Origin of the sequence: Stenotrophomonas maltophilia (assembly GCF_002799155.1) — a bacterium.
Taxonomy (GTDB): Bacteria; Pseudomonadota; Gammaproteobacteria; order Xanthomonadales; family Xanthomonadaceae; genus Stenotrophomonas; species Stenotrophomonas maltophilia_R.
On sequence record NZ_NERD01000002.1, the window covers coordinates 2,993,115 to 3,018,466 of the forward strand.

Here is a 25,352-nt window from a genome sequence, read left to right on the forward strand (position 1 = left end):
GTTACAGCCTTGTGCTGCCTGACTCCGCGGGTCATGGAACGGACATGGTCCGGACATACGCTGGCGCAGGGAGCGGTTCTGCAGAGCCGAGCACGGGCTCGGCTCTGCAGCAGCAGGCTAGGCCAACAGCGTTTCCAGCTGTGCCGGCTCACGGGCGAGCTGGCCAGCACCGGCGGCGGTAAGTTCCTCCTCACCGCCAAAGCCCCACAGCACACCGACACTTCGCAGGCCATGATGGCGCGCGCCTTCGATGTCCATGCGGCGGTCGCCGATCATCCAGCACTGCGCGGGCTGTACCTGCAGCCGACGCAATGCCTCGCCGACCAGTTCCGGCTTGTGGCTGCGCGAGCCGTCCAGAGTCGAACCGACGATCTCCTCGAACAACCCACCGAACGGCAGGTGGGCGAGGATGCGGCGCGCGTGCGGCTCGTTCTTGGCGGTGACCACCGCCAGGCGATGGCCACGGCCATGCAGCGTGCGCAGCGTGTCTTCCACCTGCGGGTATACCGTGTGTTCGCGCCAGCCTTCGACGTCGAAACGCTCACGGTAGTAACCGACCGCCTGCTCTACCCGCGCCGGCTCGACGAACAACGGCGCGAAGGTGGTACGCAGCGACGGACCGATCCAGCCCAGCAGCGTCTCCTGTGGCGGCACCGGATGGTCCATCTTCTGCAGCGCATAGGCGATGCAGGCGGTGATGCCCACCTGCGAATCGATCAGCGTGCCGTCGAGGTCGAAGAACAGGACATCCTTGCTGCGCTCAGCACTCATGCGCCGCGCGCGTCGAGAGCGGCGACGGCCGGCAGGGTCTTGCCTTCCAGGAACTCCAGGAACGCGCCACCGCCGGTGGAGATGTAGCTGACCTGCTGGGCGATATCGAACTTGTCGACCGCCGCCAGGGTGTCACCGCCGCCGGCGATGGAGAATGCCTTCGAGCTCGCGATGGCGCGGGCCAGCGCTTCGGTGCCCTTGCTGAAGGCTTCGAACTCGAACACACCGACCGGACCGTTCCAGACCACAGTACCGGCTTTCTCGATCAGCTGTGCGTACTGCGCGGCCGTCTGCGGGCCGATGTCCAGAATCAGATCGTCCTCGGCGACAGCGTCGACCGCCTTCACTTCGGCAACAGCGTCCGGCATGAACTGCTTGGCGGTGACCACGTCGACCGGCAGCGGGATATCGGCGCCACGTGCCTTGGCGTCAGCGACGATCTTCTTCGCGGTGTCCAGCAGGTCCGGCTCATACAGCGACTTGCCGACGTTGTAACCGGCGGCAGCGATGAATGTGTTGGCGATGCCACCACCGACGATCAGCTGGTCGACCTGGCCGACCAGGTTGGCCAGCAGTTCCAGCTTGGTGCTGACCTTGCTGCCGGCGACGATGGCCAGCAGCGGCTTGGCCGGTGCGTCCAACGCCTGCGCCAGCGCGTCCAGCTCGGCCATCAGCAGCGGGCCACCGGCCGCCACCGGGGCGAAGCGGATGACGCCATGGGTCGAGGCCTGCGCGCGGTGTGCGGTACCGAAGGCATCCATCACGAACACATCGCACAGGGCGGCGTACTTCTTCGACAGGGCTTCGTCGTCCTTGCCCTCGCCGACATTCATGCGGCAGTTTTCCAGCAGCACCAGCTGGCCCGGCTGCACGTCGACACCGTCGACCCAGTCACGCACCAGCGGAACCTCGCGGCCCAGCAGCGCGGACAGGCGCTGCGCGACCGGCGCCAGCGAGTCGGCCTCGCTCCACACGCCTTCCTTCGGGCGCCCCAGGTGCGAGGTGACCATCACCGCCGCGCCCTGCTCCAGCGCGCGCTTGAGCGTCGGCAGCGAAGCAGTGATGCGCTGTTCGGAGGTGATGCGGCCATTCTCGATCGGCACGTTCAGATCCTGGCGGATCAGCACGCGCTTGCCGGAGAGGTCGAGGTCGGTCATGCGGACGATGGACATGGGCAACTCTTTGGCTCAGGGACGGGATGCCGGGCTACGGCAGGCGGCCATTGTATCGGGTGCGGCTGGCGGGAGGGTCGATGCCTGCGGCAGGCAGAGGCGCAGGGCAACAGCAACGGCAACGGCCAAAGCCAAAGCGCTGGCGCTTCGTGGTGCTGTGAATGGGCCGGGGTGGTGTGGGCTGGCAGGGGACGCCGTAAACCCCGCTCCGCGGTCCGGCCCAGCCGCTGGCGGCTGTGCGTTCGGGCGCTTGCGAAGCAGTGCTTCGCAAGCAAAGCACCCTCACCCATGGGGGCTTGGCCGCGGCATCCATGCCGCGGACACCCCTGCCAGCCCACACCGCCCCGGCCTCGACAGGTTCATGAGGCAGAGCGGATGGCAAAGGCACAAGCAGTGTGTGGTGTCGGATGAAGAACGAAGCGGTCAGATCCGTTTTCCTACGGAAAACGGATCTGGCCCCGAGGGTCGTCGAGCGAAGCGACCCGCTTCCGCTCTTGCTCTTCTTATTTCTCTTCCGTGGGTGGACGCACACGGAAACTGTCAGAGGCCGGGCGGGTGGGCTGGGCAGGGGTATCCGCGCCATGGATGGCGCCGCTAAGCCTACAGGGACGTACTTGCGGCGTCCCCTGCCCAGCCCACCCGCCCGGCCAGGCGCGGCTTTTGCTTTACGCGGCCACCCACGAGGGGCTGCGCCGTTCGCTGGAACCTATTCCGAAGGCGCAGGCTTCTGCCGAAGCAGGCTGAGCGCCAGCCCACCCACCACCAGCACGCCCAGGCCCAGCAACGCCCACAGCAACCACGATTTCCAATCGTGCTGCGGCTTCAGCGCCGCATCGCCGGCGAGTGGTTCCGGGCTGCCCTCCAGTCGCGCCAGCGTCGGCTGCCACGACGGATCATTGCGCTGCCGCAGCTCTTCGATCAGCACCCCGATCGGCGCGTCCGTGCGACGCGCGGTCGCGCTGCCCACCGCCAGTGCGTAGGGCGCTGCACCCTGGCTCAGGAACACCAGCACTTCCGGCTGGTAACCCAGGCGCAGCGTCGGCGCGGTGGCGGTTTCCGCCGGATTCGCCACCAGCTTCCAGTAGCGGTCACGGTGCACGCCGCCCAACGGCTGCGCCGCCGACTGCTGGCGCTGGCCCTGCGCCCCCTGCTGCACCTGGTAGGCGATCCACGGTGCACTGCGGCGCTGCCACTCCGCACTCTCGTCATCGCGACTGAACAGCGTCCATTGCACCAGGCTGTTGTCGGTGCTGGCCACATCTGCGCGCGCCACCGGGAACCGGCCATCCATCTCGAAGGTGTACTCGCCCTTGCCTTTCGACGTTGGCTCCAGCGACAGCCATTCCCACGGCACGGTCGCCGGCGCTGGCGGCAATTCCGCCAGTACGCCACGCAGGCTCGGCAGGCGCGAATCGCCCTGCGCAAGCACGCGCAGGTAGCGTGCCGTGCCATCCACCTGCAGCCGGCGTTGCAGCAGGCGCTTGCCGGCGCGCTGCAGATCCACCAGTGGCACGTCACTGCCAATCGAGCGCCAATGCTGCAGATCGTCGCTGGCGTCCAGCTGTACCTGTGCCTGCAGTGGCTGGCCGCTGTCGGCCCAATCCAGCACCAGCGCTGCCAACGGCTGCTGGTCCAGCATGCTGGCGTCGATCAGCCAACCGCCCTGCCCGTTCGCCACCGTCCCGCCACTCACCCGTGCCTCGACCCGGCGCACGCGGCCATCGGTATCGCGCTCGGTCAGCAGCTGCAGGTCGTTGCGCTGGGCATCGGCCAACGGCGGCAACACGAACCACGGCAGTTCACGCTGCACAGGCGGTTGCGCCAGCGGCTGGTCCGGTGCCAGCAGTGCCGACGGCAACAACTGGCTGGCCGCATTGAACACCTGCAGATCGCTGAGATCGGGGCTCACGGCACGGCGGTAGATCGCCGGCTCCAGCACGATGCGGTAAGCACCGGACTGCGCACTGGACAACGTCAGCGGCCATTGCTCGGCATACTGCGTGCGGTAATCGGCCGCCTGCACCACGACGGCGGCCAGCATGCCGAACATCGCCGGCAGCAGCGCCCTGCTCCACTTCCTCATTGTTTTTCCTCCACGGACGGCGCCGCGCTCGGCGGTGCCGGTGCCAGATAGCCCACGACCGTGCACAGCAGGCCGTAGGCGATGAACGATGCGATGCCCAGCAGATTGCCCAGGTGCTGGCGATCGACAACAACCAGCTTGGCCAGCACCACGCCCATCAGCACGGCACCGACCATCCACAACACACGCTGGCCACGACGCGAACCCCACACCCAGGCGATCACGCCGAGCACGCTCCACAACACGGTCAGGCTGGTCTGCGCCAGGCTGAAGCGCATCATCGAGGCGTTCCACGACAGGCCACCCCATTGGTGCACGCCATGCAGCACCAGGCTGGTCAGTGCGACGAAGGCCGCCAGTGCCAGCAGCGGCATGCGGATATTCAGCAATGCCTGCGGTGCCTGCGGTCGCTGATCGCCGTACAGCCAGCGCGCCAGCAGCAGCAGGCTCAACCACTGGCCGATCTCGGCCGGATTCAGCACCGGCAGCCACAACAGCGGCGCGGCGTCGCCCGGCAGCAGCTGGCCGAACAGCCAACCGATCGACAGCAGGCCGAACAGCACGCATTGCAGCGGCACGCGCACGCTGTCGAAGGCCTGTCCCAGCGGCCAGCGCAGCGCGTTCCAGCGCCATAGCGACAGCGCCGCCATCAGCAGCAACGGCAAGGTCACCAGCAGGGTGGTCCAGCCCTGCGCCAGATCGGCTTCGCCACCGCCCCACAGGGCCAGCAGCGATAGCAGCGACGGCCACAGCAGCCACCACAGGAACTGCGCGACACGGGCCACGGTATCGCCGCCCTGGCGCAGGCACAGCAGGGTACGCACGCCCAGCACCGCGAACACCGCCCAGGCCAGCGCGCCGTAGCCGGCGAACGGCTGGTGGTGCGCATCGCTCTGCATCAGCGCCAGCGGGAAACCGAGCGCGAGCATGGCCAGTGCGGTCACGCCCAGCGCACGCGCCGGCTGGCGGCGCTGCACTTCGGCGGCCAGCCATGCAGTCACCGCAGCCAGCACCAGCAACGCGTCCGCTTCGGTGCGGTAGGGGAAGAAGCGGGTGATCTCATGGACCAGGCCACCCAGCCACCACAGCAGGCCCCACAGGTAGTACACCAGTGCGATCTCATGACGCGGCCTGCGCTGGTAGCTCCACGCCGACGCGAAGCCGGCCAGGGCCAGCAACAGCGCGCCAATGGCGGTCGGGTTGATCAGGAAACGCAGATCCTCATGCCAGTGGTCGCCGCCGGCGACGAAAGCGAATGCGGCGCCAATCTGCAGCAACGCGCCAGACACCTGCGGCAGCCAGCGCTTCTGGCGCAGACCCAGCCAGGCCAGGCCGGCACCTTCCAACGCGAACACTGCACCGGTGGCGCGTGCCGACAATGCCAGCGGCACCGCCAGCGTGGCAAAGCCCACCGCAAGCACGGCATGCGACTGCGCCAGCATGGTGTACGACGCACGCGCGATCAGTGCCCGTGCCAGTACCGCGTAGATCGCGGCCAGGCCCAGCGCACACAGTGCCAGCGTCATCGGCTGCTCGTGCAGCATGCCCGCCTGCAGCGAGAACGCGACCAGCGGCGTGCCGAACACCAGGCTGCCATCGATCAGGTCGCGCCGGCCGGCTGGCTGGCGGCGCGCGTACAGCAGCGGTATCAGCAGGTAGAACACGAAGAACAACACCAGGAACGGCTCGGTGCTGCTGAACTTGCCAGGTGCGTACTGCAGTACGCCCCAGAAGGTGCCAATGCCGAAGGTAAAGGCGAAGCCCAGCAGGTTCAGCGCGCGCCATGGGCGGAACCAGGCGATGGCGAAGATGCCCGCGTTGAGCACCGCGTAATAGCTGAACAGCCCCACGTGGTTGCCACTGCCGGTGGACAGCCACAGCGGTGCCATGAAGCCGGCCAGGATGCCCAGCACGGCCAGCGTGCGCGAGTTCTGCACCACCGCCAGCACGCACAGCCCGGCCACCAGTGCAATGGAACTGGCGAAGGCGACGCCCGGCGGAATCAGGTCGAAGCGCTTGAATGCAGCGAAGATGGTCAGCAGCAGCACGCCGATGGCACCGCCCTGCAAGGCCAGCGCAAACAGGCGGCGGTGCTCGCGCTGGTGCCAGCCGAAGGCCAGCAGGCCAAGCGCACCCACGGTGACGCCGGCCAGGCGCAGTTCGATCGGCAATACCAGCCAGCCCTGGTCACTGACGTACTTCAGCAGTGCAGCGACGCCGGCCAGCAGCACCAGCATGCCGATCTTGACCGGCACGTTGCCTTCGGTGAACCAGCGCTTGACCGCACCGATGCCGCGCTCGATGACGTTGGGCAGTGCCGGTTCGGATGGCAGCGGCGGCTGCACCGGCACCGGCGGCACCGGTGGTACCGGTGGTGGCGCGACAGGTTGGGCAACAGGCGCCTCGGTGGGCGCGGCTTCGCGCACCGGTGGCTGCGGGGGGGGCGGCGCAGCAGCGGCGACCGGCCGCAGGAACGGTGGCTCGGCACTGGCTGCGGGTGTGGCCACAGGCCGTTCAGGCGCGGGCGCGGTCGCGGCCGGCCTGGCGGCGGCAGGCGCGGCGGTCATCGCGCTTTCCAGCGCAGCAACGCGGCGGCGCAGGCCGGCGATCATCACCAGCGCCACTACCAGCAGCAGCGGGATGGCCAGCAGGACCAGTACGACCAGGGCTATCAGTGCTTCCATTGCGTGCTTCCATTGCGTTCCCGCGCCCCAGCGGCAGCGGTCGACCGCCCCATGCTACGACAGGGTGGGTCCCGTAAACGACGAACCCCGGCCAGGCCGGGGTTCGTCTGCGATCTGCGCCGGCCTTACTTGGCGGCGATGACCTTGGCCATTTCCAGGCACTTGTTCGAGTAGCCCCACTCGTTGTCGTACCAGGTCACCAGCTTGACGAAGGTGCCGTCCAGGGCGATGCCGGCATCGGCGTCGAACACCGAGGTGCAGGTTTCGCCGCGGAAATCGGTGGCCACGACCTTGTCTTCGGTGTAGCCCAGGATGCCCTTCAACGGGCCTTCGCTCTGTGCCTTCACTTCAGCGCAGATCTCGGCGTAAGTGGCTTCCTTCTCCAGCTCGACGGTCAGGTCGACCACCGACACGTCCGAGGTCGGGACGCGGAAGCTCATGCCGGTCAGCTTCTTGTTCAGTTCCGGAATGACCACGCCGACGGCCTTGGCCGCACCGGTGGACGAGGGAATGATGTTTTCCAGGATGCCACGGCCGCCGCGCCAGTCCTTGTTGGACGGGCCATCGACGGTTTTCTGGGTGGCGGTGGCCGCATGCACGGTGGTCATCAGGCCGCGCTTGATGCCCCACTTGTCGTTGATGACCTTGGCCAGCGGCGCCAGGCAGTTGGTGGTGCACGACGCGTTGGAGATGATCGCCTGGCCAGCGTAGGTCTTGTCGTTCACGCCGTACACGAACATCGGCGTGTCGTCCTTCGACGGGGCCGACATGATGACCTTCTTGGCGCCGGCATCGATGTGCTTCTGCGCGGTTTCCTTGGTCAGGAACAGGCCGGTGGCTTCCAGCACCACGTCGGCGCCGACTTCGTCCCACTTCAGGTTGGCCGGGTCGCGTTCCTGGGTCAGGCGGATCTTCTTGCCGTTGACCAGCAGGTCGTTGCCCTGCACCGCCACGTCGGCCTTGAAGCGGCCGTGCACGGAGTCGTACTTGAGCATGTACGCCAGATAGTCCGGCTCCAGCAGATCGTTGATGGCCACGATTTCGATGTCGTCGCCGAAGTTCAGCACCGCCGAGCGCAGGACGTTACGCCCGATGCGACCGAAACCGTTGATACCAACCTTGATTGCCATGTTCTCAAGCTCCTGCGGCCGCGACAGGTGCGGCGGGATGGATAGGGCCCACAAGTCTAGCAAACCGGGGCTGGCCACCGTGGGCCAGCCGGGGCCGGCAGCAGGCCGACGGACAGGATTTGATCCGGATCAAAGCGTTAGCGCGGCGTGAGGCCGACACTGGCCCCATCCACCCAGCAACGAGAACACCCCCATGCGCAAGACCTCCCCCCTGATCGTGGCCAGCCTGGCCGCCGCTCTGTCGCTGGCCGCCGCCCCGGCCATGGCCCAGTCCAAGGGCGACTGGACCCTCTCGGCCGGCGTGCACCAGGTGGCGCCGAAGTCGAACAACGGCTGGCTGGCCGGCGGCACCCTGAAGGTCGACGTCGACAACGACGTCAAGCCGACCATCACCGGCGAGTACTTCATCGCCGACAACCTGGGCCTCGAAGTGCTGGCCGCGCTGCCGTTCAAGCACGACATCAACATCGATGGCCTGGGCCGCGTGGGCAGCACCAAGCAGCTGCCGCCGGTGGTGACCCTGCAGTACCACTTCAACAGCAAGGGCAAGGTGTCGCCGTTCGTCGGCGCAGGCGTGAACTACACAACCTTCTTCAGCGAAGACACCACCGGTGCGCTGGCCGGCAGCAAGCTGAAGCTGCAGGATTCTTGGGGCCTGGCCGCACACGCCGGCGTGGACTTCGCGATCGGCGAGAAGGGCGCCCTGCGCGTGGACATGCGCTGGATCGACATCGACAGCAAGGTGAAGTTGAACGGCGAGAAGATCGGCACGGTCAACATCGATCCGCTGGTATACGGCGCTTCGTACGTCTTCAAGTTCTAAAGCGGTGTTTGAGTGCGGGGGCTTCGCCCCCGCTCCCCGCTACACGCAAAACCCTCGCAGCATGTTGCCCCGGTGATTGCCGGGGCTTTTTTTTTCGCGAAAAGCACCGGCTTCTGGAATTGGGTGGAGAGGGTGGGGTGATCGGGACACGCCGTAAATACGTCCCTGTAGGCTCGATCGCCGCATCCGTGCGGCGAACGGTCCCGATCACCCCACCCTCTCCGCCCTTCCCATCTGCGCGCGCGTGCCAGCTCAAGCAAAGGCAAGAGCAGAACCCGAGCATCCGAGGCGCAATGATTGCCTGTAATTGCAGGAGGCCGATTTTGATCCTGCATTTGTTTTTGATGTTGCCTTTGACGTTTGCATCCGCCTCCGCGGCCATGTTGGATGGGGGCTGCAGGGGCAGGCGCTGCGGGACCGTCCGCGGCATGGATGCCGCGGCCGAGCTTACAGGGACGTACTTGCAGCGTGTCCCGCAGCGCCTGCCCCTGCAGCCCGCCCCCAGCAGACAGGAACGCGCCGCTCTTCAATCCACCTACCCCGCTAGAATGTGCGCATGAAAGCCCTGCACTCCCTCTTCCTCGCCGCCGCCCTGGCGCCGGCCCTGCTGTCCGTCTCCGCTCCCGCCCATGCCTGGGGCGCGCAAGGCCACCGTCTGGTCGCCGAAGTCGCCGACGCCCGCCTCAACCCCACCGCCCGCGCCGAAGTGGATCGCCTGCTGGCCACCGAGCCGGATGCCACCCTGGCCAGCATCGCGCCGTGGGCCGACCAGCTGCGCGCCAAGGACCCGGGGCTGGGCCGTCGCTCGGCCGGCTGGCACTACGTCAACATCGCCGAAGACGACTGCCATTACGAAGCACCGAAGCACTGCAGGAACGGCAACTGCATCGTCGAAGCCCTGAAAGCACAGAGTGCCATCCTCGGCGATCGCAGCCTGACCGACGGCGAGCGCCTGCAGGCGTTGAAGTTCGTCGTGCACCTGGTCGGGGACATCCACCAGCCGATGCATGCGGGCTACGCCCACGACAAGGGTGGCAACGATTTCCAGCTGCAGTTCGGCAACCGCGGTACCAACCTGCACTCGCTATGGGACAGCGGCATGCTCAATACCCGCAAGCTGGACGATGCTGGCTATCTGCCGCTGCTGCAGAGCCAGCGCGCACCGAAGCTGGCGCGCCAGTCCAACCCGCAGCGCGACCCGCAGGCCTGGGCCGAGGCCAGCTGCCGCATTTCCATGCAGGCTGGCGTTTATCCGGCCTCGCGTAAAATCGGTGACGAATACACCGAGCGCTACCGGCCGCTGGCCGAAGCGCAGCTGCGACTGGCCGGTGAGAACCTGGCGCAGTTGCTGAACCGCGTGCTCGGCACGCGCTGAGGAGGGTTCCGATGTCGGTCCAGGTGCAGTCGTTCTTCCACCGCGACAGCAATACCTTCAGCTACCTGGTCAGCGACCCGGCCAGCGGCGAAGCGGCGCTGATCGACCCGGTCCTGGACTACGACCCGGATACCGACGCCAGCAGCGAATCGCCGCTGCGCGCGGCGTTGCAGGCCATCGAACAACAGGGCCTGCAGCTGCGCTGGTTGCTGGAAACCCACGCCCACGCCGACCATGTGTCGGCCGGGCGCCGGCTCAAGCAGCGCTTTCCGCAGGCCACGCTGGCCATCGGCGAAGGCATCCGTGCGGTGCAGGCCACCTTCGCACCGCACTATGGCCTGCAGCTTCCTGCTGCGGATGAAATCTTCGACCACCTGTTCAGCGATGGCGAAACCTTTGCCGTTGGCAAGCTGCGTGGCCAGGTGATCGCGGTACCGGGCCATACCAGCGACAGCATCGCGTACCTGATCGGCGATGCGCTGTTCACCGGCGACTCACTGTTCATGCCCGACGGCGGCACTGCCCGCTGCGACTTCCCGGGCGGTGATGCCGCGCAGCTGTACCGCTCGATCCAGCGCCTGCTGGCGCTGCCCGATGCCACCCGCGTGTTCGTCTGCCACGACTACGGCCCGGGCGGCCGTGATTTCGCCAACGAAACCACCATCGGTGAACAGCGAGCGCACAACATCCACGTGCACGACGGCGTGGACGAAGCGGAGTTCGTCAGTGTGCGCCAGGCCCGCGATGCGACGCTGGACGAACCCAAGCTGATGCAACCGGCGGTGAAGGCCAACATCCAGGGCGGAGCCTGAACCACGCGGTTGTGCTCGCCGGGCATGGCCCGGTGCTACCCGGGCATCGCGAGCGATCATTTCCCCTGCGTACGCACCACGTGCTGGCCCTTCACGATCTCGAAGGTGAAGGCGTACTGCAGGGTCACCGCCACCGGCTCGACCCGTTCGGCGCCGCGACAGTCGCCGCGGTCGGCAGGCACCTTGCCAGCCGCGAAGTGGCAGACCGCTGCGGACGAGTACTTCCACATCGCCACGGCGTCCTGCGCAGCCTGCAGCAGGGGCGCATTCTCGCGTGCAGCCCCTGCGGCGCAGTCCTGCCGATCGGTCAGCGGCATGCTGCGTTCGACGCTGCCCTGCGCATCCACCACCACCTGCAGGCAGATGGTGGTCGGCGCCAGTTCCGCGCGCGGATCACGATCGCCGACCTCCGGGTCCGGTGCCGCGTAGAGCTGCGGCATCCGGTAGCCCTCGGTCGCACCCAGCGAATACACCTGCAGCTGCCCACTGCCGCCGCCCGCCTGCGGCTGCAGGCGCTGGTGACCGACATTCTCGCTGCGGGTATCCACCGTGGCCAGCCGCTCCTGGCTCGCGCATCCGGCCAACAACGCCACCGCCATCAACAGCGGCGCGCACTTCACTTCGCGTCCTCGGTGTCGTCCATGGCAAAGGTGATCGGAATCTTCACTGCACCTGCCACCGGCTTGCCGTTCTTCATTGCCGGACGATAGGTCCAGCTGCGCGCTGCAGCGATCGACACCGCGTCGAACACGCCCGGATTGGTGGCACTGAGCACCTGGACATCGGTGGGACGCCCCTGCGCATCCACTTCCACGCGCAGGTTCACCACGCCTACCTGGCGCTGATCGATCGCCGACTTCGGGTAGGACGGCGGTGGCATCTTGTCGACCTGGATCTCCCGATCCATGGCCGCCGCTGCCGGGCTGCCGGCCATCGTATTGCCCTGGCTGGCCCACGCCACCGCTCCCATTCCCAGGCACAGGCCGACCACCAGCACCTGACCCGACACCCACGGCAATGCCTTCCGCTTGGACTGTTTCAACATGGCGATACGCTCCTTCAACACGGGTTGGCTGCGCCAATGGCAGACCGCCGGCGCAACCGGGTGGACCAGCTGCGCCTTCAGCAGCGTGCTGGCGTAGAGGCCGCGCAGCGCCGGCTGCGGGGCCATGGTGCGGGCGTCGCAGGCCAGTTCCTGGTCGCGCAGGAAGCGGCCCGCAGCCCACGGCAGAAGCGGGTGGAACCAGAACACCGCGCGCACCAGCAGCAGCGCACCGTTGGCCCAGTGATCGCCATTGCGCCGGTGGCTGCGCTCGTGCTGCAGGATCAGGCTCTGTTCCTGTGCGGTGAACTGCTGGTCGAAGTCGGGGCCAACCACGATGCGGGGGCGCCACAGACCGACCAGTGCGGGCAAGCCGGGATCGCCACTGGCCTGCCAGCTGCCATCGGCGCGCGGCCTCAGTGGCCCCATGCTGCGTTCAAAGCGACGCTGCGCGCACAGGTCGCGCAGCAGGCAGATGCCCATGCCCAACGCCCAGGCCATCAGCAACAACCACGCCCCAGGCAACGACCGCGCAGCCACACCGTCGGCGGCCCCCGGCACCACGTTCAACGGCAACGTCGGCACATGCTGCAACAGCGCAGCCTGTGGCAGCGGCAGCAACAGGGCCACCAGCAGCAGCGGCAGCAGCCACCAGCTGCGGTAGGCCAGCCCAGCGCCCCCCAACCGCACCAGCAGCGGTCGCAGCACCGCCAGCAGGACCACGCCCACGGCCAGCCACAGGCTGGCCTGCCACAGTCCGTCGAGCAGCTCAGTCATGGTCCAGCTCCTGGATCAGCTTCTTCAGTTCAGCGATGTCCTGCGCACTCAGCTGGCCCCGTTCGCTGAAGTGCGCCACCAGCGGCGCCACACGCCCTTCGAAGACACGGCCGATGAAGTCCTGGCTCTGCGCCTCCACCCACGCCTGTCGCTGCAGCAGCGGCCGGTACAGGTAACGCCGTCCATCGCGCTCGGCGGCGATCGCGCCCTTGGTCAGCAGGCGGTTGAGCAGGGTCTTGATGGTCGGCTCGGCCCAGTCGCGATGGGCCAGCGCGGCCACCACGTCATCGGCGCTGCGCGGTGCCTGCTGCCACAGCACCTCCATCACAACGGCTTCGGCTTCACTGATCGGGGTCATGATTTACATCCGTAATCGACGATTTGATTACGCGCGTAATCAGACTCCCTGTCAAGCCCCTCGACTCCAGGTTCATCCCGGCTGCGCCAGCATCGATGCCTCCCGCCCTTGGCCCCGGATGAAAGCGCTGCCCAAGAAGGATTTCCCGGTCGAGCAGGCCCGCCGCTTCCTCGAGCCCGGCCCGATCGTGCTGGTCAGCACGGCGTGGCGCGGCCAGCGCAACCTGATGACGATGGGCTGGCACATGGTGATGGGCTTCTCGCCTTCACTGGTCGCCACCTACCTGTGGCACGAGAACCACAGCCACGGGCTGGCGCACGGCAGCGGCGAGTGCGTGATCAACGTGCCCGGCGTGGAGCTGCTCGATACCGTGGTGGACATCGGCAACTGCAGCGGCCGCGAGGTCGACAAGTTCGCGCGTTTCGGGCTCGACGCACTGCCTGCGCGCGAGGTCGGCGCGCCGCTGGTCGGGCAATGCCATTCGTGCTTCGAATGCCGCCTCTACGACGACAGCCAGGTGGCGTCGAGCAACCTGTTCATCTGGGAAATCGTGCGCGCCCATGTTGCGCCCCGGCCGAAACTGCCGCGCACCGTGCATTACCGCGGCGATGGGCAGTTCATGGTGTCCGGCGCGGAAGCCTCGCGTCGACGGCGGTTCAAGCCCGACATGCTGTAATGCCCGCACTCCCCCCACACGCAGGACCGCCGCGCATGACCGAACACCTCACCGACCTGGACGCCGCCGTCGACTGGTTGTTTGCGCGCGTGGACGGGCCGCTGCGGATCGGGGCACCGCTGGCGCTGGGCAAGCCGCATCGGCTGCTCAATGCCCTTTATGCGCGTGTGGAGCACGATCCTGCGCGGCCGCTGCAGCTGTATACCGCGCTGTCACTGAATCCACCGAAGGCACGCGGCAACGGCCTGGAAGCACGCTTCCTGGCGCCGTTCGCGCAGCGCCATTTCGGCGACGATTTCCCGCGGCTGGCCTATGCCGATGCGATCGCGCGCGACGCGTTGCCGGCACATGTGAAGGTGGAAGAGTTCTACATGCAGTCCGGTGCCCTGCTCGGCTCACGGCAGGCGCAGTCCAGCTATACCAGCCTGAACTACACCCACGCCGCCGACGCGGTGGCGCAGCGCGCACCGCAGGTGATCGTGCAGAAGGTGGCGATGCGGCCCGATGACCGCCGGCTCTCGCTGTCGTGCAACAACGACATCACCCAGGACACGCTGGATGCGATGACTGCGCGTGGGCTGCCGCGCCCACTGCTGGTCGCCGAGATCGATCCGCAACTGCCCTACATGGGTGGCTCGGCCACGGTCGATGTGTCGTTCTTCGATCTGGTGATCACCCCGCCGCCGCCGTATCCAGCGCTGTTCGGCCTGCCGCGGCAGCCGGTCGGCGACGCCGATTACGCCATTGGCCTGTATGCCAGCACGCTGGTTCGCGACGGCGGCACCCTGCAGATTGGCATCGGCACGCTGGCCGACGCGCTCAGCCATGCGCTGGTGCTGCGCCACACTGACAACGCGCGCTACCGCCGCGTGCTGCATGCGTTGGATCCGCAGCTGGCCAGCCACCCGCTGGTGCAGGAAATCGGCGGCGTGGACCCGTTCGAGGTAGGCCTGTACGGTTGCAGCGAGATGCTCAACGAGGGCTTCCGCCGGCTGGTGCAGACCGGGGTGATCAAGCGCAAGGTGCACGACGACCTGGCGCTGATGCAGCGCATCGAGAGCGGCAGCACCCTGTCCATCGACCATGCCACCCTGGCCGCTGAAGGCGAGTACCTGCACGGCGCGTTCTACCTGGGCTCCCCGGAATTCTACGAGTGGCTGCGCACGCTGCCGGAAGACGAGTGCCGCGCCATCGGCATGCGCCGGATCAGCGAGATCAACCAGTTGTACGGTGGCAACGAGACGCTGGAACGCCTGCAGCGCCGCCATGCGCGCTTCTTCAACTCCTGCATGATGGCCACCGCGCTGGGCGCGGCGGTGTCGGATGCGCTGGACGATGGCCGCGTGGTATCCGGCGTGGGCGGCCAGTACAACTTCGTGGCGATGGCGCATGCGCTGCCCGAGGCGCGCAGCGTGCTGATGTTCCGCGCCGCGCGCGATGACAGGGGTCGGCGCGAATCCAATGTGCGCTGGAACTACGGCCACACCACCATCCCGCGCCACCTGCGCGACATCTACCTCAACGAATACGGCATCGCCGATCTGCGCGGCCTGACCGACGAGGACTGCGTGCATGCGATGACCGCGATCACCGAGGCACCGTTCCAGGGCGGCCTGCTGCAGCAGGCACACGGCTCGCGCAAGCTGCTGGCAGCCGCGCAACCGGATCCGCAGCGCCAGCAGCGCAATACGCCGCAGGCACTGGCCGCGGCACTGGCCCCCTTCCGCGCCGACGGCAGCCTGCCGGACTATCCGCTGGGCAGTGACTTCAACGAGATCGAGCAGGTGCTGGTGAAAGCGCTGGCGTGGCTGAAGGCCAATACGCAGACCCGCGGCGACAAGCTGCGTACCGTCTGGGCAGCGCTGCGCCAACCTGCCGGCGATGGCGATGCGGTGTACCTGCAGCGCATGGGCCTGCAGGCACCGAAGGACTTTGCCGAACGCCTGGATGCGCGCCTGCTGCGCCTGGCGCTGGCGCGCACCGCCTGAGAAAAGGGGACGGAGGGGATTAAGTCGTTTTTGCACAAACGACTTAATCCCCTCCGTCCCCTTTTTCTCTACTCTGGAGAACGAGAAAGGCCGGCTTGCGCCGGCCTTTCCCTTGTTGCACCGCGAGGTTGCACCGCGAGGCGGCTTACAGCGCCTTGGCGGCTTCCACCACGTGGGCGGTGGTGATGCCGAAGTGCTTGTACAGCTGGTCGGCCGGGGCCGAGGCACCGAAGGTGTCGATACCGATCACGGCACCGTCCAGGCCGACGAACTGGCGCCAGAAACCGGTGACGCCGGCTTCCACGGCCACGCGCTTGCGCACGGCGTTCGGCAGCACCGATTCACGGTAGGCCGCATCCTGGCGCAGGAACACGTCGGTGGACGGCATTGAGACCACGCGGGTCTTGATACCGGCCGCGTCCAGCTGGGCCTTGGCTTCGGTGGCCAGCGAGACTTCCGAACCGGTGGCGATCAGGATCACGTCCGGGGTACCTGCGGCATCGGCCAGCACGTAGCCACCGCGCTCGATCTGTGCGATCTGCTCGGCGTTGCGCGGCTGGTGCGGCAGGTTCTGGCGGCTGAACACCAGGCAGCTAGGGCCGTCCTGGCGGGTGATCGCGGCCTTCCAGCTCACTGCCGACTCGACCGCGTCGCACGGACGCCACACGTCGTTGTTCGGGATGTAGCGCAGCGAGGCCAGGTGCTCCACCGGCTGGTGGGTCGGGCCGTCTTCGCCCAGGCCGATCGAGTCGTGGGTGTAGACGTGGATGGCGTGGGCCGGGATCAGCGCGCTCATGCGCACGCCATTGCGGGCGTAATCGCTGAACACCAGGAAGGTGGCGTCGAACGGAATGAAACCACCGTGCAGGGCCAGGCCATTGGCGATCGCGGTCATGCCGAACTCGCGCACGCCGTAATACACGTAGTTGGCGTTGGCGTCGTCGCTGGCGACCGACTTGCTGCCCTTCCACAGGGTCAGGTTGGAGTGCGCCAGGTCGGCCGAGCCGCCGACGATTTCCGGCAGCAGCGGGGCGTAGGCTTCGATGGCCAGCTGCGAGGCCTTGCGCGAGGCGATCGTCGGGCCTTCAGCGGCCACTTGGGCGATATAGGCATCGGCCTTGGCAACGAAGTCGGCCGGCAGCTCGCCGTGCGAACGGCGGGTCAGCTCGGACGCTTCAGCCGGGTACTGGCTGGCGTACTTGTCGAACAGCTGTTCCCACTCGGCCTGGCGCAGGGTGCCGGCGCCATTGGCGCGCCATCCGTCGTAGATCGCCTGCGGGATCTCGAACGGGCCGTACTCCCAGCCCAGCTGCTTGCGGGTGGCGTCCAGCTCGTCCTTGCCCAGCGGTGCGCCGTGGCTGGATTCCTTGCCCGCCTTGTTCGGCGAACCGAAACCAATGGTGGTGCGGCAGCAGATCAGGGTCGGCTTGTCGCTCTGCGACAGCGCGGCCTCGATGCCGGCCTTGATGCTTTCCGGGTCATGGCCATCGACGTCGCGAACCACGTTCCAGCCATAGGCCTCGAAACGCTCCGGGGTGTTGTCGGTGAACCAGCCCTCGACGTTGCCGTCGATGGAGATGTGGTTGTTGTCCCAGAAGCAGACCAGCTTGTGCAGGCCCCAGGTACCGGCCAGCGAAGCGGCTTCATGCGACACGCCTTCCATCAGGCAGCCATCGCCCATGAACACCCAGGTGCGGTGGTCGACCACTTCCAGCTCCGGGCGGTTGAAGCGCTGTGCCAGCAGCTTCTCGGCCAGGGCGAAGCCCACGGCGTTGGCGAAACCCTGGCCCAGCGGGCCGGTGGTGGTTTCCACGCCCGGGGTCTCATGGCGTTCCGGGTGGCCGGCGGTGTGGCTGCCCAGCTGGCGGAACAGCTTCAGCTGCTCGATCGGCAGGTCGTAGCCGCTCAGGTGCAGCAGCGCGTACTGCAGCATCGAACCGTGGCCGTTGGACAGCACGAAACGGTCGCGGTTGAACCAGTGCGGGTTGCTCGGGTTGTGGCGGAGGTAGTCGTTCCAGAGGACTTCGGCGATGTCGGCCATGCCCATGGGCATGCCGGGATGGCCGGACTTTGCGGTTTCAACCGCATCGGCGGCAAGGAAGCGGATGGCGTTGGCCAACTGGCGACGGGTAGGCTGCGTCATGGTTCTGTCGGAATCGGGAGGCGGCCGCGGACGTGCGGGCGGCCTATTGTCCCATAGTCGCCGGGCGGGGGGTCGGTTCACCTTGCCAGGTGGGGCCGGCCGCTGGCCGGCACCTGCATGATCGACGCTGGATTCCGCATGTGAAAAGGGGGCCGGATCCTTTCCTTGCGGAAAGGGATCCGCCCCCCATCAGGTCGCCAGCAGTGGTCCCGGACTCAGTCCTGCTGCGGGCCCAGCGCCGGGCCGTCGTGGGACTCGCCCTTGGCCACCAGCGTGGTCAGGGCCAGGTCGCCGGTCACGTTCAGCGCGGTACGGCACATGTCCAGGAAGTGGTTCACGCCCAGGATCAGGCCGATGCCCAGCGGGTTCACGCCAACCATCGCGCAGATCATCGCCACCACCGGCAGCGATCCCGACGGCACGCCGGCGGTACCGATGCCACCGAGGATGCAGACGGCCATCACCATGATCTGCTGGCCAATGCTCAGGTCCACGCCGAAGAACTGGGCCAGGAAGATCACCGTCACGCCCTCGAACAGCGCGGTGCCGTTCTGGTTGGCGGTGGCGCCTACGGTCAGCACGAAGCGCGAAACACGCTGCGGCAGGCCCATCTGGTCGGCCACGCGCAGCGCGGTCGGCAGGGTGGCGTTGCTGGAGGCGGTGGAGAACGCCATCACCGTCGCTTCCTGGGTATCGCGGAAGAACGACAGCGGCGAGCGACCGGACAGCCACACCGCGGTACCGTAGGTCACGAACATGTGCAGGCCCAGCGCCAGCACCACCACGCCCACGTAGGCGCCCAGGCGGATGATCAGCTCGAAACCGAACAGCGCGGCCAGGTTGAACATGAAGCAGGCCACCGCGTACGGGGCCAGGCGGATGACCAGGTTGATCAGGGTCATCGAGATTTCGAACACGCCTTCGATGGCGCGGCGCAGCGGGGCGACCTTCTCGTTGTCGGTCAGCACCATGCCAATGCCGAACATCAACGCGAAGAACATCAGCGACAGGATCGCGCCATTGTCCGACGCCGCCTGCAGCACGTTGCTCGGCACGATCGACAGCAGCATGTCCATGCCCTTGGGCGTGCCATGGATGCCAGCGACGATCTCCTTGCTGCGCTCGGCGTTCTCCGACAGCATCAGTGCCGCCGTCTGCGGATCGACGCCCGCACCCGGCTTGAGCAGGTTGACCAGCACCAGGCCGATGCCCACCGCGATGCCGGACAGCAGCACGGTGTAGGCCAGCGTCTTCCAGCCGATGCGGCCGAGGGCGCGGATGTCGCCCATCTCCGACACGCCCATGATCAGCGCAGAGAAGATCAGCGGCACGATCAGCATGAAGATCAGGTTGAGGAACAGGCCCGACGCCGGGGTGGTGACGTAGTCCATTACCCACTTGGCACCGGCCTGCAGACCATCGACGCTGCCGCCCAGGGCGTGCACGATCAGTCCCAGGACCAGGCCGATCGCAAAGCCGATGCCCATCTTCCAATGCAGGGGCAACTTCTTCTTGTCGGCAGCAGCTGCTGTCATACGCAGGTTTCCTCGAAAAATGAATGCACTCTAACAAAGCGCGCAAGCGGCGCCGGTTCAGGTTCGCCGCGGCGGATACAGCGGCGCCAGGCCAGTGTCAGCGGTACCCGCGGCCGCCGACCAGTGCGGTCCGTCACGGAAGACTTCGCGCAGGCGCGCACGCAGCGGCGCCAGATCACCCTGCCCGCCCCAGCGCGCCTGCTGCAGGTCCTGCAGCACCTGGCGCTGGGCTGCATCCCCGAGCCGCGCGATGACCTGCTCGATGCGTTCAACGCCGGCCATCGCACACAGCTGTGCTTCCACTTGGTCGAAACCTTCACCATCCAGCGCGCGGCGCAGTTCGGCCAGGCCGGCACGCCCGCTCGCCACCGTCGGCACAGAGGGCTTGCCGGCTACAGGCGCCACGGCACGCGGGCGCCGGCCTCGCTGCCAGCCCCACAGCAGGGTCAACAGCCACAGCAACGCCAGGCCGATGGCCGCCGCCATCCACGGCCACGGACGCTCGGACAGCCCGCTGGCGCGTGGATCGGTCGCGGCGATACGCGCATCCTGCCCATCGCTGCCGGGCAGCGCGGCAGCGGTGTCGATCGGTGGCAGCGATGCCGGCGAGGCAGTGCCCGCGCCCGTGCCAGCTGCAACGGCCAGCGTCAGGTCTGGCAGCTTCGCTTCCTGTGCCTTGCCGTTGCGTACATCCCACCAGGGCAGGCGCGGCCCCGGTACCACCAGCGAACCCGGCTGGCGCGGCACGATCGAATAGCGGCGGGTGATCTTCAGGCGCGGCGTGCTGCCGTTGAAGGTCTCTTCGTACTGCGCGGGTTCGGCGAACACCTGCGCATTGGCGCCGACATCCGGCACCGGCAGATCGGTGAACTGTGCGCGCGTCGCGCCTTCGGCAATCGCTTCGACCACCACGTTGGCCGCCTCACCAGTGCGGGCGCTGGTCGGCGCACTGGTGTAGCGCAACTGCAGGCTCTGCAGGGGCAGCCACGGCTGCGGCGCCTGCGCCGGTTGTGCCTGCACCTGCAGTGTGCGGTCGGCGCTGGTGGCACTCATGCGGCCGTCGCCACCACCGAAGAAGTCATCGAAAAAGCCACCGGCGCTGCGTCCGCTGAAACGCGCGCCGGCCAGCTTCAACGCGCCACTGCGTTCGGGGATCAGCAGGAAACGCCGTTCGACCACGTTGTAGCGGCGGCCGTTGACCTGGCGCACATCGGTACGGTCCTCGCCCACGCGCTGCAGCGACGCACCCGCCGGGGTATCCAGCACCAGTTCGCCGGAGGCCAGCTGCGAGGCGAAATACAAGCGCACCACCACGCCCACGCTCTGCTGCACATACGGCGTATCGTCATCGACAACGGTTTCGATGAAGGCCATCGCATTGCTGTCCGGCCCGGCCACGGTGGCCGCATCCACCTGCAGCGTCAGCGGCGCGGTGCGCACACTGCCCACCTGCAGGCCCGGCACCACCAGCGCGCCGCTGCGCCGTGGGGTCAGCGCCACGCCATACAGGTTGCGCTGCTGCATGCTGCCATTGCTCCACTCCACCTGGCGGCTGCTGGTCTGCCCGCTAAGATCGAAGTCGCTTCGCAATGGCGTGAAGTCCGGGACACCCTGGTCGCTCTCGACATTGAGGGTGACCGTATCGCCCATCGCGATGCGGTCGCGATCCAACCACGCGCGCGGCTGAGCCCACGCCAGCAGCGGCAGCCACAGCAGCAGTGCCACCAGTACCTGTAGTGGCCAGCGCCCGTGCATGTTGATCGCCCGCGTCATCGCCCTTCCCTCTTCCTGCGTTCGTTTTCCAGCTGGAACTTGGCCCGCAGCAATGCGCCCGGATCATCCGGCACACGTCGCATCCACGCCTCCACGGCCTGTTGCTCCTCGCGTTGGCGCGGGGTGGCGCCTTCGCTGCCTGGCACGGGCTTGCCCTCCTGTTCGCCCTTGCCCTCGCGTGCCTGCTGCATTGCCTGCTGCATGCGCTGGCGTTGCTGTTCGTCGGCCTGCGCCTGTGCCTTGGCATCTTCCACCTGCGGCGGTGCCTGCTGGCCATCGCGGCCGCGCTCGCCAGGCTGAGGCTTCGACTGCGCGTTGGTGTCACCCGCCTTGGGCGGGTCCTGCTGGCCCGACTGCGGCTGGCCCTGGCCGGGATTCTGCTGGCCCTGCTGCGGCTGCCCCTGTGGATTCCGCTGGCCCTGCGAGCCCTGCGCCTGCTTCTGCTGCCCGTTCTGCGGCGGCTTCTGCTGATCCTGGCCCTGGCCGCCACCGGATTGCCTGCGCTTGCGTGCAGCATCGACCACGGCACGGTTGGCCACCGCATCGGCCATGCCCGGATGCAGTGCCAGCGCGCGGTCGTAGGCGGCGATCGCGTCGTCGTAGTGGCCTTCGCGTGCCAGCGTGTTGGCCAGGTTGTACCAAGCGGCATCGTTGTCGATGCCTTCGAACTGTTTGCGTGCAGTGGCGAAGTCGCCCCTGCGGTAGGCCTGCACCCCGTCGGCCAGTCGCTGGTGCTGCACCTGATCGCTACGCTTCCACAGCGTGCCCTGCGCCGGCTGGGAGGCAGGCGTCGCAGGGGCCTGCGCCTGCGCGTCATTCATCCACGGCAGCAGGCCGACCGCGAGCACCGCGGCCAGCACCGCGCGACGACGGAAGGCCAGCAATGCCAGCAGCATCACCGGCGGCAGCAGCCAGAAGCCTTCGTCACGCCACTGCTTGCCTTCGCCTGGCCGCTGCGCCGCCGTGCCTTCGCGCGCGTCGAGTACGCCGAGCGCACGCAGATCGCTGCCATCGGCCGAAATGCGTGCATAGCGTCCGCCGCCGGCCGTGGCCACCGCGCGCAAGCTGCCCTCATCCAGCGCAGCCTGGCGGATCTGCCCGCTGCCATCGCGGTAGGCCGCACCGGCAGGCGTGCCCAGGCCCAGCACCGACACCTGCAGGCCCAGGCCGCGCGCCTGTGCCGCCGCCAGTGCAGCTTCGCTGTCCGCCTGATCGCTGACCAGCAGGATCTGCCCCTGCAACGCACCGATCTGCCGCATCAAGCGTGTCGCCCAATCGATGCCGCGGTCGGCACGCTGGCCATCGCGCGGCATCACGTCCGGCGACAGCGCATCCAGATACAGCGCAACATTGCTGCCGTCGTCGGTCAGCGGTGCCACGGTGTAGGCATCATCGGCGTACACCACCAGCCCCACCTGCCCGCCTTGGCGTGCGCGCAGCAGCTCGCCCACTTTCGCTCGCGCCTGCAGCAGGCGCGACGGTGGCAGATCGGTCGCGGTGATCCGGCTGGACAGGTCCAGCACCACCAGCAACGGTGCGCTGGCCTGGAACATCGGTTGTGCCTGCTGCCGCCAGCTCGGACCGGCCATGGCCAGCGATGCCAGCGTCCAGCCGAGCAGCACCGCCCAGGGCAGACGTGCCCGCCGCCTTGCACCGGCGGCCAGCAGGTGCGGCAACAGATGTGCGTCCACCGCCTGCCGCCACACATCACTGCGCCGTTGCCGGTACAGCGCAAACGCGATGATCAGCGGCAGCGCCAACAGCGCCCACAGCCACTCGGGCCGCAGGAAGTGCAGTGTGTTCCAGTCGGGAAGATTCGAAGCAAACGCGATCATCGGCGACGCTCCGGCCACAGCCATGCCAATGCGCCCAGCAGCAACGCCAGGCCCAACGGCCACGCATAACGTTCTTCGCGCGGGCGCAGGCTCGGGCCCTTTGCGGCCACTGGCTCCAGGCGATCAAGCTCGGCATAGATGCCGGCCAGCTGCGCGGTGTCACGCGCACGGAAGAACTGGCCGCCCGTCATGCTGGCGATCTTCTTCAGGGTGGCCTCGTCGACCGGATCCTGGTCGGTGGAGATCGGAATGCCGAACAACCGCATGCTGCCATCGCCGCCAAATGCAACCGTGTGGATGCGCACGCCTTCGGCGCGCGCCACTTCCGCCGCGCGCAGCGGCTCCAGCACACCGGCATTGCTGACGCCGTCGGTCAACAGGATCAGCACGCGCTGTCCCTCCGGCTGGCTGCGCAGGCGCTTCACCGCCAGGCCGATGGCATCACCGATGGCGGTCTCGCGTCCGGCCAGGCCGACCACGCTGTCGCGCAGCTGGTCACGCACGCTGGCCAGGTCCGCGGTCAGCGGCGTGAGCGTGTAGGCACGGTCACCGAAGATCAGCAGGCCGACGCGGTCGCCGGCACGGCGATCCAGGAAGTCGGCCAGCACGGCCTTGGCTGCGGTAAGGCGATCCACGGCCTGGCCGCCCAGCACCATGTCGCCCTCGCCCATGCTGCCGGACACATCCATCGCCAGCATCATCTGCCGCCCCTGCTGCGGCGGCGTGATGGCATCGCCCAGCTGCTGTGGTCGCGCCAGCGCGACACACAGCGCGCACCACCCCAGCCACAGCAGCAGCGTGCGCAGCCACGACACGTCAACCCGACCACCATCAGACAGCGCTTCCAGTTCGGCAGCGGCATAGGGCACGCGTAGTGCGGCGCCCGGATCTGCGCGACGCTTCCACCAGCGCATCAGCAGCGGCAACGGCAGCGCCAGCAGGGCGAGCGGCCATGCCAGCTGCAGGTCCGGCCATGGCCAATAGGTCGTCCACAGGTTCATCGGCGGCGCTCCAGCAGCATCGCCAGGTAGCGTTCGCGGGCCCAGCTGCGCACGGCGGCCACGTCGTTGCTGTCGACGCGCGGGCGATAGGCGCCTTCGGCCAGCAGGCTGCGATGTGCAGCGGGCAGCGTGCCCTGTGGGTCCACACGCTGCCACCAGGCGTCATCGCGCAGCGATTCACTGCCCGGCGCCGCATGACGCGCGGCCCGGCGCAGCAGTCCTGCGATCGCCGCCAGTTCTGCTGCAGCGTCGGTGGTGGCTGCCAGCTCCTGATCGAACAACTGCAACCAGCGCTGGCGGCGACGGCGACGACGCAACATCACCACGGCGATCACCAGCAGCACCAGCACGACCGCTGCGCCGATCATCAGGTAACCGGGGGCTGGCGGCCACCATGACGGTGCCGGTGGCAGATGTACATCGCGCAGCGGCAGAGCGGCGCTCATGCCGGCACCTCGGTCGGCGACGGCGCCAGCCAGGCGTCGCTGGGTGCATCGGAGGACAGCACCTGCACGTCGACGCGGCGCGCGCTGAGCTGGCGCCGCAGTTCCTGCAGCGGCTCGACAAAATGCGCCTGCCAGTGCGCCTGCACTTCGCTGCGGCGCAGGTCGAGACCGATACGCTGCTGCGCGGTCTGGAACTGCAGTGCGGCCGACGGCGGCTGCAGCTCCAGCGGATCGACCAGCAGCACCAGGCTGAGGTCGTGATGCTGGGCCAGCGCGCTCCAGCGTGCCGGTGGAATGCGGATGGCCTGCTGCGGATCGGCCAGCACCAGCATGCGTGCCCCGGGGCGCAGCACGCGACCGGCATGATCCAGCGCGCGCTCCAGGCCCAGATCATCGGACGGCGGCTGTGCATACCAGCGGGTAAGCGCGTCGAGCACGCGCAATACGCCGCGTGGCCCACCTGCGGGAGCGATCGGCGCTTCGCGGTCGCTGCCACGCAGCGCGCCCACGCGGTCGCCACGGCGCTGCGCCGACCATGCCGCAACAGCGCCGGCGCGGGCGGCCTGCACCGATTTGAAGCGCACGCGGGTGCCGAAGTACAGCGCCGGCGAGGTATCGGCCACGATCAGGCTGACCCGCTCACGTTCTGCCTGGAACAGCTTGGTGTGGGCGCGGCCGGTGCGTGCGGTCACGCGCCAGTCGATGTGGCGCGCGTCGTCGCCGGCCACGTACTCGCGCGACTCGGCGTACTCCATGCCGCGGCCGCGCAGCGGAGACGGTGCCTGCCCTGCGTTACCGGTGCGGCCACGCCGCGGCGGCGGCGGACGCTGTGCCAGCCGGCGCAGCACGACCAGTTCGGCCAGCTGCGGGCGCAGCCCGTCACCTTCGAGCGCAGACGGTGCCTGTTCCAGGGATGGATCGGTCATGC

The 25,352-nt window shown here is 67.9% G+C and carries 20 protein-coding genes; 5 read left to right on the forward strand and 15 right to left on the reverse strand.

The features are described from left to right. Nucleotides 1–117 precede the first annotated feature (117 nt). The 5 genes from B9Y82_RS14445 to gap form a co-directional block, all read right to left on the reverse strand. The gene (locus B9Y82_RS14445) at nucleotides 118–771 is read right to left on the reverse strand and encodes an HAD hydrolase-like protein (protein WP_100473757.1); all 654 of its coding nucleotides are present in this window, start codon (nucleotides 769–771) and stop codon (nucleotides 118–120) included. Beyond that, nucleotides 768–1,943: a phosphoglycerate kinase gene (locus B9Y82_RS14450; RefSeq protein ID WP_100473758.1), complete on the reverse strand. Its 1,176-nt coding sequence runs from the start codon at nucleotides 1,941–1,943 to the stop codon at nucleotides 768–770. The genes B9Y82_RS14445 and B9Y82_RS14450 overlap by 4 nt, the downstream gene beginning before the upstream one ends. A 706-nt stretch (nucleotides 1,944–2,649) precedes the next feature. Continuing rightward, the gene (locus B9Y82_RS14455) at nucleotides 2,650–4,026 is read right to left on the reverse strand and encodes a DUF3999 domain-containing protein (RefSeq protein ID WP_100473759.1); all 1,377 of its coding nucleotides are present in this window, start codon (nucleotides 4,024–4,026) and stop codon (nucleotides 2,650–2,652) included. Beyond that, complete coding sequence (locus B9Y82_RS14460; RefSeq protein WP_100473760.1) at nucleotides 4,023–6,710, reverse strand: DUF2339 domain-containing protein; 2,688 nt, start codon at nucleotides 6,708–6,710, stop codon at nucleotides 4,023–4,025. The genes B9Y82_RS14455 and B9Y82_RS14460 overlap by 4 nt, the downstream gene beginning before the upstream one ends. A gap of 125 nt (nucleotides 6,711–6,835) precedes the next feature. Then, nucleotides 6,836–7,840, reverse strand: a complete 1,005-nt coding sequence (gene gap, locus B9Y82_RS14465) for a type I glyceraldehyde-3-phosphate dehydrogenase (RefSeq protein ID WP_005414333.1) — start codon at nucleotides 7,838–7,840, stop codon at nucleotides 6,836–6,838. 193 nt (nucleotides 7,841–8,033) lie between these two features. Here gap and B9Y82_RS14470 point away from each other — a divergent pair, with 193 nt between their 5' ends. From B9Y82_RS14470 to B9Y82_RS14485, 3 genes are all read left to right on the forward strand, one after another. Continuing rightward, nucleotides 8,034–8,663: an OmpW/AlkL family protein gene (locus B9Y82_RS14470; RefSeq protein WP_100473761.1), complete on the forward strand. Its 630-nt coding sequence runs from the start codon at nucleotides 8,034–8,036 to the stop codon at nucleotides 8,661–8,663. A 556-nt stretch (nucleotides 8,664–9,219) separates the two neighbouring features. Continuing rightward, entirely contained in the window at nucleotides 9,220–10,038 is an 819-nt protein-coding gene (locus B9Y82_RS14480) for a S1/P1 nuclease (protein ID WP_100473763.1), read from the forward strand. Between the two features lie 11 nt (nucleotides 10,039–10,049). Further along, on the forward strand, nucleotides 10,050–10,850 hold the full coding sequence (locus tag B9Y82_RS14485) for an MBL fold metallo-hydrolase (RefSeq protein ID WP_100473764.1): 801 nt from the start codon (nucleotides 10,050–10,052) through the stop codon (nucleotides 10,848–10,850). Between the two features lie 56 nt (nucleotides 10,851–10,906). On the opposite strand, the gene B9Y82_RS14490 is transcribed toward B9Y82_RS14485, so the two are convergent. From B9Y82_RS14490 to B9Y82_RS14500, 3 genes are read right to left on the reverse strand one after another with little or no spacing between them, the layout of a single operon-like run. Next, on the reverse strand, nucleotides 10,907–11,470 hold the full coding sequence (locus B9Y82_RS14490) for a hypothetical protein (protein ID WP_100473765.1): 564 nt from the start codon (nucleotides 11,468–11,470) through the stop codon (nucleotides 10,907–10,909). Beyond that, on the reverse strand, nucleotides 11,467–12,669 hold the full coding sequence (locus B9Y82_RS14495) for a M56 family metallopeptidase (protein WP_100473766.1): 1,203 nt from the start codon (nucleotides 12,667–12,669) through the stop codon (nucleotides 11,467–11,469). Before B9Y82_RS14495 ends, B9Y82_RS14490 begins: the two co-directional genes overlap by 4 nt. Next, nucleotides 12,662–13,027, reverse strand: coding sequence for a BlaI/MecI/CopY family transcriptional regulator (locus B9Y82_RS14500; protein WP_010484077.1), 366 nt, complete (start codon nucleotides 13,025–13,027; stop codon nucleotides 12,662–12,664). The genes B9Y82_RS14495 and B9Y82_RS14500 overlap by 8 nt, the downstream gene beginning before the upstream one ends. A 118-nt stretch (nucleotides 13,028–13,145) precedes the next feature. Between B9Y82_RS14500 and B9Y82_RS14505 the strand changes: the two genes are divergently transcribed. Both B9Y82_RS14505 and B9Y82_RS14510 read left to right on the forward strand, forming a co-directional pair. After that, on the forward strand, nucleotides 13,146–13,703 hold the full coding sequence (locus B9Y82_RS14505; RefSeq protein ID WP_100473767.1) for a flavin reductase family protein: 558 nt from the start codon (nucleotides 13,146–13,148) through the stop codon (nucleotides 13,701–13,703). A 35-nt stretch (nucleotides 13,704–13,738) separates the two neighbouring features. Then, nucleotides 13,739–15,691 carry an acetyl-CoA hydrolase/transferase C-terminal domain-containing protein gene (locus tag B9Y82_RS14510; RefSeq protein ID WP_100473768.1) on the forward strand — a complete coding sequence of 651 codons (1,953 nt, stop codon included), beginning with the start codon at nucleotides 13,739–13,741 and terminating at the stop codon, nucleotides 15,689–15,691. 145 nt (nucleotides 15,692–15,836) lie between these two features. On the opposite strand, the gene tkt is transcribed toward B9Y82_RS14510, so the two are convergent. The 7 genes from tkt to B9Y82_RS14545 all read right to left on the reverse strand — a co-directional run bounded on the left by tkt (nucleotide 15,837) and on the right by B9Y82_RS14545 (nucleotide 25,350). Continuing rightward, complete coding sequence (gene tkt / locus B9Y82_RS14515; RefSeq protein ID WP_100473769.1) at nucleotides 15,837–17,834, reverse strand: transketolase; 1,998 nt, start codon at nucleotides 17,832–17,834, stop codon at nucleotides 15,837–15,839. Between the two features lie 215 nt (nucleotides 17,835–18,049). Further along, nucleotides 18,050–19,369: a dicarboxylate/amino acid:cation symporter gene (locus B9Y82_RS14520; RefSeq protein ID WP_100473770.1), complete on the reverse strand. Its 1,320-nt coding sequence runs from the start codon at nucleotides 19,367–19,369 to the stop codon at nucleotides 18,050–18,052. A gap of 57 nt (nucleotides 19,370–19,426) precedes the next feature. Next, nucleotides 19,427–21,142 (reverse strand): BatD family protein, encoded by a 1,716-nt coding sequence (locus B9Y82_RS14525; protein WP_100473771.1) that lies wholly within the window; start codon nucleotides 21,140–21,142, stop codon nucleotides 19,427–19,429. Continuing rightward, complete coding sequence (locus tag B9Y82_RS14530; RefSeq protein ID WP_100473772.1) at nucleotides 21,139–22,977, reverse strand: VWA domain-containing protein; 1,839 nt, start codon at nucleotides 22,975–22,977, stop codon at nucleotides 21,139–21,141. Before B9Y82_RS14530 ends, B9Y82_RS14525 begins: the two co-directional genes overlap by 4 nt. Continuing rightward, nucleotides 22,974–23,978: a vWA domain-containing protein gene (locus B9Y82_RS14535; RefSeq protein WP_100473773.1), complete on the reverse strand. Its 1,005-nt coding sequence runs from the start codon at nucleotides 23,976–23,978 to the stop codon at nucleotides 22,974–22,976. Before B9Y82_RS14535 ends, B9Y82_RS14530 begins: the two co-directional genes overlap by 4 nt. Further along, nucleotides 23,975–24,424, reverse strand: coding sequence for a DUF4381 family protein (locus B9Y82_RS14540; protein ID WP_100473774.1), 450 nt, complete (start codon nucleotides 24,422–24,424; stop codon nucleotides 23,975–23,977). The genes B9Y82_RS14535 and B9Y82_RS14540 overlap by 4 nt, the downstream gene beginning before the upstream one ends. Further along, nucleotides 24,421–25,350 carry a DUF58 domain-containing protein gene (locus B9Y82_RS14545; RefSeq protein WP_100473775.1) on the reverse strand — a complete coding sequence of 310 codons (930 nt, stop codon included), beginning with the start codon at nucleotides 25,348–25,350 and terminating at the stop codon, nucleotides 24,421–24,423. Before B9Y82_RS14545 ends, B9Y82_RS14540 begins: the two co-directional genes overlap by 4 nt. Nucleotides 25,351–25,352: the final 2 nt, after the last annotated feature.

Coding starts and splice junctions, on each gene's coding strand:
- B9Y82_RS14495 (WP_100473766.1), bottom strand. CDS start 12,669: ATGACTGAGCTGCTCGACGGACTGTGGCAGGCCAGCCTGTGGCTGGCC.
- B9Y82_RS14485 (WP_100473764.1), top strand. CDS start 10,050: ATGTCGGTCCAGGTGCAGTCGTTCTTCCACCGCGACAGCAATACCTTC.
- B9Y82_RS14535 (WP_100473773.1), bottom strand. CDS start 23,978: ATGAACCTGTGGACGACCTATTGGCCATGGCCGGACCTGCAGCTGGCA.
- B9Y82_RS14545 (WP_100473775.1), bottom strand. CDS start 25,350: ATGACCGATCCATCCCTGGAACAGGCACCGTCTGCGCTCGAAGGTGAC.
- B9Y82_RS14470 (WP_100473761.1), top strand. CDS start 8,034: ATGCGCAAGACCTCCCCCCTGATCGTGGCCAGCCTGGCCGCCGCTCTG.
- B9Y82_RS14480 (WP_100473763.1), top strand. CDS start 9,220: ATGAAAGCCCTGCACTCCCTCTTCCTCGCCGCCGCCCTGGCGCCGGCC.
- B9Y82_RS14525 (WP_100473771.1), bottom strand. CDS start 21,142: ATGACGCGGGCGATCAACATGCACGGGCGCTGGCCACTACAGGTACTG.
- B9Y82_RS14460 (WP_100473760.1), bottom strand. CDS start 6,710: ATGGAAGCACTGATAGCCCTGGTCGTACTGGTCCTGCTGGCCATCCCG.
- B9Y82_RS14540 (WP_100473774.1), bottom strand. CDS start 24,424: ATGAGCGCCGCTCTGCCGCTGCGCGATGTACATCTGCCACCGGCACCG.
- B9Y82_RS14445 (WP_100473757.1), bottom strand. CDS start 771: ATGAGTGCTGAGCGCAGCAAGGATGTCCTGTTCTTCGACCTCGACGGC.
- B9Y82_RS14510 (WP_100473768.1), top strand. CDS start 13,739: ATGACCGAACACCTCACCGACCTGGACGCCGCCGTCGACTGGTTGTTT.
- B9Y82_RS14520 (WP_100473770.1), bottom strand. CDS start 19,369: ATGACAGCAGCTGCTGCCGACAAGAAGAAGTTGCCCCTGCATTGGAAG.
- B9Y82_RS14505 (WP_100473767.1), top strand. CDS start 13,146: ATGAAAGCGCTGCCCAAGAAGGATTTCCCGGTCGAGCAGGCCCGCCGC.
- B9Y82_RS14530 (WP_100473772.1), bottom strand. CDS start 22,977: ATGATCGCGTTTGCTTCGAATCTTCCCGACTGGAACACACTGCACTTC.
- tkt (WP_100473769.1), bottom strand. CDS start 17,834: ATGACGCAGCCTACCCGTCGCCAGTTGGCCAACGCCATCCGCTTCCTT.
- B9Y82_RS14455 (WP_100473759.1), bottom strand. CDS start 4,026: ATGAGGAAGTGGAGCAGGGCGCTGCTGCCGGCGATGTTCGGCATGCTG.
- gap (WP_005414333.1), bottom strand. CDS start 7,840: ATGGCAATCAAGGTTGGTATCAACGGTTTCGGTCGCATCGGGCGTAAC.
- B9Y82_RS14450 (WP_100473758.1), bottom strand. CDS start 1,943: ATGTCCATCGTCCGCATGACCGACCTCGACCTCTCCGGCAAGCGCGTG.
- B9Y82_RS14500 (WP_010484077.1), bottom strand. CDS start 13,027: ATGACCCCGATCAGTGAAGCCGAAGCCGTTGTGATGGAGGTGCTGTGG.